The sequence below is a fragment of the Roseateles sp. P5_E11 genome (assembly GCF_054049355.1).
This window is the reverse complement of sequence record NZ_JBFUMO010000427.1, coordinates 1-5,190: the sequence shown is the minus strand read 5'-3', so window position 1 is coordinate 5,190 and position 5,190 is coordinate 1. Positions and strand designations below refer to the sequence as shown.

Below are 5,190 nucleotides of genomic sequence, written 5' to 3'. Positions count from 1 at the left end.
GCACATCCAGGCGCGAAGCGGCCAGCTCGATGGCCAGCGGGTTGCAGTCCAGCGCCTCGCAGATCTCCTCGGCCCGGTGGCTGACGCCCGCTTCGGCCGCGCCGGTGCGCGCGGCCAGCAGGCGCACGGCGTCGGGCAGGGGCAGCGGCTCGAGGCGGTAGACGCGTTCGCCCTGGGCCTGCAGCGGCAGCTGGCTGGTGATGAGCAGGCTGACCCGCTCGGTGTCGCGCACCAGCGTCGAGACGAGCTCGGCGACATCCGCGGCGCGGTGCTCGGCGTTGTCCAGCACGATCAGCAGGGCCAGCGCCGACAGCTTGGCCGCCAGCGTCGCGAGCGGGTCCGGGCCGGGTGGCAGGCCCAGCGCGCGGGCCACGGCGGCCGCGACGGGCTCGTCCTCGCGCAGCAGCGTCAGGTCCACCCACCAGGCCCCGTCGGCGTGGTCGCCGCGCAGGCTCAGCGCGAGCTCCTGCGCAAGCCGCGTCTTGCCGACGCCTGGGCCGCCGCACAGCGTGACGGCCGGCTGGTCGCGCAGCAGGGCCTGCAGCTCGCCCAGCTCAGTCTCGCGGCCGATCAGCGGCGGCAGACGCACCGGCAAACGGCCGCGGGCACCCAGGCCAGGCTCGCTGGGCGCGGCCTCGGCCACATCCAGCACCGGCAGCGCGAAGCGGTAGCCAAAGCCGGGAATGGTCGTGATGGCCTCGGCGCCGAGCAGCTTGCGCAACACGCCGACCTGCACGGCGAGGTTGTTCTCCTCGACGACGACATCGGCCCAGACGCGCCGCAGCAGCTCGTCCTTGGCCAGCAGTTGCCCGGCCTTCTCGACAAACGCGACCAGCAGCTCGAAGGCGCGCGCCGTCAACGCCACCTCGGCGCCGCGGCGGAACAGCAGGCGCTCGGCCGGGAGCAGCTTGTAGTCGCCGAAGCGGAATCGGTTGGTGGACATCGAGGGGTCGAATTTAGCCAGATTTCATGCCGGCTAAAGGACGTCGCCCACTCCCTGGAAAGAGGATGGCGTCAGGCCGGTCGACTTCCGGCAGGCCCGCTTCAACAGGAGTTCCCCATGCCCAAGTACGTCATCGAAAGAAACATCCCCGGCGCCGGTCAGCTCACGGCCGAGCAGTTGCAAGGCATTTCCGCCACGTCCTGCGGCGTCCTGCGCGACCTGGGCCCCAGCATCCAGTGGGTGCACAGCTACGTGACCGACGACAAGATCTACTGCGTCTACAACGCGCCAGACGAGGCCAAGGTGCGTGAGCATGCGCGGCTGGGTGGCTTCCCGGCAGACCAGGTCAGCCAGGTGCGCTGCATCATCGACCCGGTGACGGCCGAGGTCTGAGCTTCAGTATTGGAGCTTGGGGTACCAATCGGTGCCCCGCCCCTCGGGCGTGAGGTCCAGCACGGACCACAGCGACGCGACGTCCGGCGCATCGCGCGGGTCCTGGCCGGGGTCGCCCATGGCCTTGGTCATCTCGCTGGCCCAGAACAACCTGACCTGCTCGCCGTCGCGCCTGAACACCACGAGGGCCGGGTACTCGCTGCCGTCGGGCTGCAGGATGCCAAGATCCTTGGCGTAGTCGTCGCCGACGGTCTGCACGAAGTTGAGATCGCGCCAGCCGCGCTCTTGGGCGAAGGCGTATTGCCGCTCGACCGGCGAGCGGCCGAGGATCTTCAGCGCCACGCGCTGCTTGATGTCGGCGGCATTGCCGTTGACGGCGCCCAGCCAGTTGGTGCACATCGGGCAGGGGCGCTCGCGCTGCGGGCCGTACATCCAGAAGTAGGTTACCAGCGTGTCCTTGTCGCCGAACAGCTCGAGCAGGCTGACGTCGAAGGCCTGCTCGTCCTTGAACTTGTAGGGTTTGGCGATGACCGGCCCGGGTGGCAGCGCGCGCCGCTGCTCGGTCAGGCGCGTCATGTGGCGGCGGAACTCGATCTCCTCCGCGAGCAGGGCCTTGCGGGCCTGCTCGTACTCGGCGGAGGCGCCGGGAAAGGGTGTCTTGGCCCGGGAGGCCAGTTCGGTGGCGGAGGTCAGGTCAGGCATGCGGTGTCTCCTGCAACTGTGCAACAGGCTGATGTTGTCCGGCCCGCTCCGTCGGCGACATCGGTCTCGGCCATGCGCCTGTGCAGGCCTGCACCTACAGCGGCACAGGTCCTGGTTGCGGGCGAGCGCCGCCTCATCGACCCGGTCATGACGGCGGTCTGACGCAACGGCGCAGGCCAGGCCGCCCGCTGTCCACCGAGTTGGGGACGGCACGGGCGGCCTGCCGACCGCAAACTGCGGCGCATGACTGCGATGTCCCTCGACGAGCTGCGCACGCTGAGCCAACTGCTGGACGAGGGCCTGGAACTGGCGCCCGCGGCGCGCCCGGCCTGGCTGGCGGCGCTGCCCCTGGGGACGCTGCGCGAGCGTTTGGCGCAGATGTTGGATCGCCATGACGCCGGGGAGCACGAGGGCTTCCTCGCTGCGCTGCCAGGCCTGGCAGAACCGCTCGCTCTGCGGGCGGGCGAGCGTGTCGGGCCCTATCGGCTGCTGCGCCCGCTGGGCCGCGGCGGCATGGGCGAGGTGTGGCTGGCCGATCGGGCTGACGGCCTGTTCGAGCGCCAGGTGGCGCTGAAATTGCCTCGCGGGCACTGGGCTGACGGCGAGGCCTTTGCCCGGGAGACCGGTCTCGTCGCCCGCCTGGAGCACCCGCGCATCGCGCGTTTGTACGACGCCGGCCTGGAGCCCGGCCCCGACGGCCAGCCGCGGCCGTATCTGGCCATTGCCTACGTCGAGGGGCGGCCGTTGGACGAGGCGGCCGCCGGACTGGCGCTGCCGGCGCGKCTGCGCCTGTTCGTGACGATCGCCCGCACGCTGGCGTATGCCCACGGCCGCCTGGTGCTGCATCGCGATCTGAAGCCGGCCAATGTGCTGGTCGACGCCGAGGGCCGGCCGCATCTGCTGGACTTCGGTATCGCCGCCGTGCTGGGCGTCGTCGGCCCGGGCGCGCCGCCGCCGGCCTGCACGCCGCGTTACGCGGCGCCCGAGTTGCTGCTGGGCGGTGAGCTGAGCGTGCAAGTCGACGTCTATGCACTGGGCGTCATGCTGGGCGAGTTGGTGGCAGAGGCGGGCGATGCCGACCTGGCCGCTGTCGTCGCCCGCGCCTGCGCGACGGAGCCGGGCCGGCGCTACGCCAGCGCCGACGCGCTTGCCGACGAGGTCGAGCGTTGGCTGCGTCAGGAGCCGGTGCAGGCGCGCCCTGCGGCGCCGCTGCGGCGGTTGGGCCTGTTGCTGCGTCGTCGCGGTCGTGCCGCGATGCTGGCTGGCGGCGTGCTGGTTGTGGTCGTCGCCCTGGCCGTGCAATTGGCTGGCCAGCGCCAGCGCGCTGCTCAGGCCGCCGAGCGCGAGAACGTGGCCACGACGTTCGTCGCCGAGATGTTCCGCTTTGGCGCCGAGCCGCAGGCCCGTCATCCTCACGGCGACGGCGAAGTGCCGCTGCTGGAGCGCGGTGCGCAGCTGATTGAGCAACGCTTTGCCGGCGATCCCGCCCAGCGGGCCCGGCTCTACCGCGTGCTGGGCGATGCCTACGAAACCATGGGGGCCGCGCCACTGGCCGTCAACCTGCGGGAGCGTGAACTGGCCTCGCTGCGTGCCCAGGCCGCGCCGGCCGACGAGACACGCGCGGCTGCGCAGCGCCTGGGGCGTGCGCGGCTTGATGCCGGGCGGCCGGACGAGGTGCTCGCGGCCCTGCCCGACACGCCCGGCGACGTGGACACAGGCCTGCTGAAGGCGCGTGCCCTCGTCGATCTCGGTCGCATGGACGAGGCCGAGATGTTGCTGGCGCGCCTGCCCGCGCCAGCCGATGCCGCTGGGCAGGCGTGGCGCCACTTGCTGCGCGGAGAGCTGCTGAACCGCCGTGGCCATGAGCCCGAGGCCCTGGTTGAGTTCCGCGCCGCCGCTGCAGGCGAGGACACGCTGGCCGCCGCCGAGGCCGGCCTGCGTGGCGCGCGTTGGGCCGCCCAGCAGGGTCGGCACGACGACGCCCTGGCCCTGCTCGCGCCGGCGCTGGCCACGCTGCGCGAGCGCGGCGGCCTGTACGCGGTGCGCGCGGAGGTCGGCGCGGCCAACGTCTGGTCGGCCATGTATGCGACGACGCTGTCGCTGCCTTTCGAGCGCGTGCGCGCCGAGCTGGAGGCCTGCCTGCAACGGCTGCGCGCCCTGGGCGACGGTGTGCCGCCGCTGCTGCTCGCCCAGGTGCAGGGGCATCTGGGCCGCCTGCTGTTGAACTGGGGCGACGTGGCGCAGGGCGCGCCGTTGGTGGAGGCCGACTACACGCAGCGCCTGCCGCTGCTGCACCGGCCGGTCGAACTGACCATTGCGCACGGCCGTGCCGGTGATGCGGCCATGGAGCGCGGGCAGCACGAGTTGGCGGCCCAGCGCTTTGCATTGCGCCGCCAGGCCCGTGTAGCGGCCGGCAAGGGCCTGCATCCGCTGCTGGCCGGAGATATCCGCCTGCAGGCGCTGAACGCCAGCATGGCGGGTGAGATGGCCGGCGCGCTGCGTTTTCTTGACGAAGCGCCGGCGCCCGAAGCGCTGCGCGGCGCCGGGCACGACCCGGCCTGGTACGAAGAGGTGCTGCGCGAGGCCCGCGCCCGCGTCCTTGTCGACAGCGGCGACGCGGCGCTGGCCCGCCAGGCGCTGGCGCTGGCGTCGCGCCACGAGGCCAAGCCGCAGGACGCCATGCTGACGGCCGGCTTCGCCACCGGGCCTGAGCTGCTGCGCGCTGAAGGCCAGTGCCTGCAGCCGGACGCCCGCGCCGGCCTGGCCCGCATGCGCGCCTTCGTCGCCGCGTTGAGCCTGCCGCACCACCCGGCCGCGCCGCAGATCGCGCGCTTGCACGGCGTGGCCGCGCTGTGCGCCTGGCGCGCTGGCGACCGCGACCAGGCCGCGCGCTGGGCCGCGCTGGCCCGCACGGCGCTGGCCACCCAACCGGGTGTCAGCCCCTACTACAGCGCGCCGCTGCACCGCCTGGAAGCCCAGGCATGCGGGTCTCAGGTGGGCTGCTTGGTGATACGCAGATAGGGCTTGGGCGCCTTCCAGCCGGCCGGGAACAGCGCCTTGGCGTCTTCATCGCTCACCGAGCCGGCAATGATCACGTCGTCGCCCTGCTTCCAGTTCACCGGCGTGGCGACCTTGTGCTTGGCGGTCAGCTG

Annotated in this window: 4 protein-coding genes and 1 pseudogene; 2 read left to right on the top strand and 3 right to left on the bottom strand. The window is 72.4% G+C overall.

Going from position 1 to position 5,190, the window contains the following annotated elements; genetic code table 11:
- Positions 1 to 943 (bottom strand): winged helix-turn-helix domain-containing protein (locus tag ACXJKR_RS23775; protein WP_457324912.1); only part of this gene is annotated, 943 nt, incomplete at its 3' end.
- A gap of 117 nt (positions 944 to 1,060) precedes the next feature.
- On the opposite strand from ACXJKR_RS23775, the gene ACXJKR_RS23770 reads away from it, so the two are divergent.
- Entirely contained in the window at positions 1,061 to 1,336 is a 276-nt protein-coding gene (locus ACXJKR_RS23770; protein ID WP_457324911.1) for a DUF4242 domain-containing protein, read from the top strand.
- Positions 1,337 to 1,339: 3 nt separating this feature from the next.
- Here ACXJKR_RS23770 and ACXJKR_RS23765 read toward each other — a convergent pair whose 3' ends face one another.
- Positions 1,340 to 2,038, bottom strand: coding sequence for a DUF899 family protein (locus ACXJKR_RS23765; RefSeq protein ID WP_056199059.1), 699 nt, complete (start codon positions 2,036 to 2,038; stop codon positions 1,340 to 1,342).
- 243 nt (positions 2,039 to 2,281) lie between these two features.
- Between ACXJKR_RS23765 and ACXJKR_RS23760 the strand changes: the two genes are divergently transcribed.
- Positions 2,282 to 5,059, top strand: coding sequence for a protein kinase domain-containing protein (locus ACXJKR_RS23760; protein ID WP_457324910.1), 2,778 nt, complete (start codon positions 2,282 to 2,284; stop codon positions 5,057 to 5,059).
- On the opposite strand, the pseudogene ACXJKR_RS23755 reads toward ACXJKR_RS23760, so the two are convergent.
- Positions 5,029 to 5,190 (bottom strand): annotated as a pseudogene (locus ACXJKR_RS23755) (peroxiredoxin); the annotation flags it as partial. The gene ACXJKR_RS23760 and the pseudogene ACXJKR_RS23755 overlap by 31 nt on opposite strands.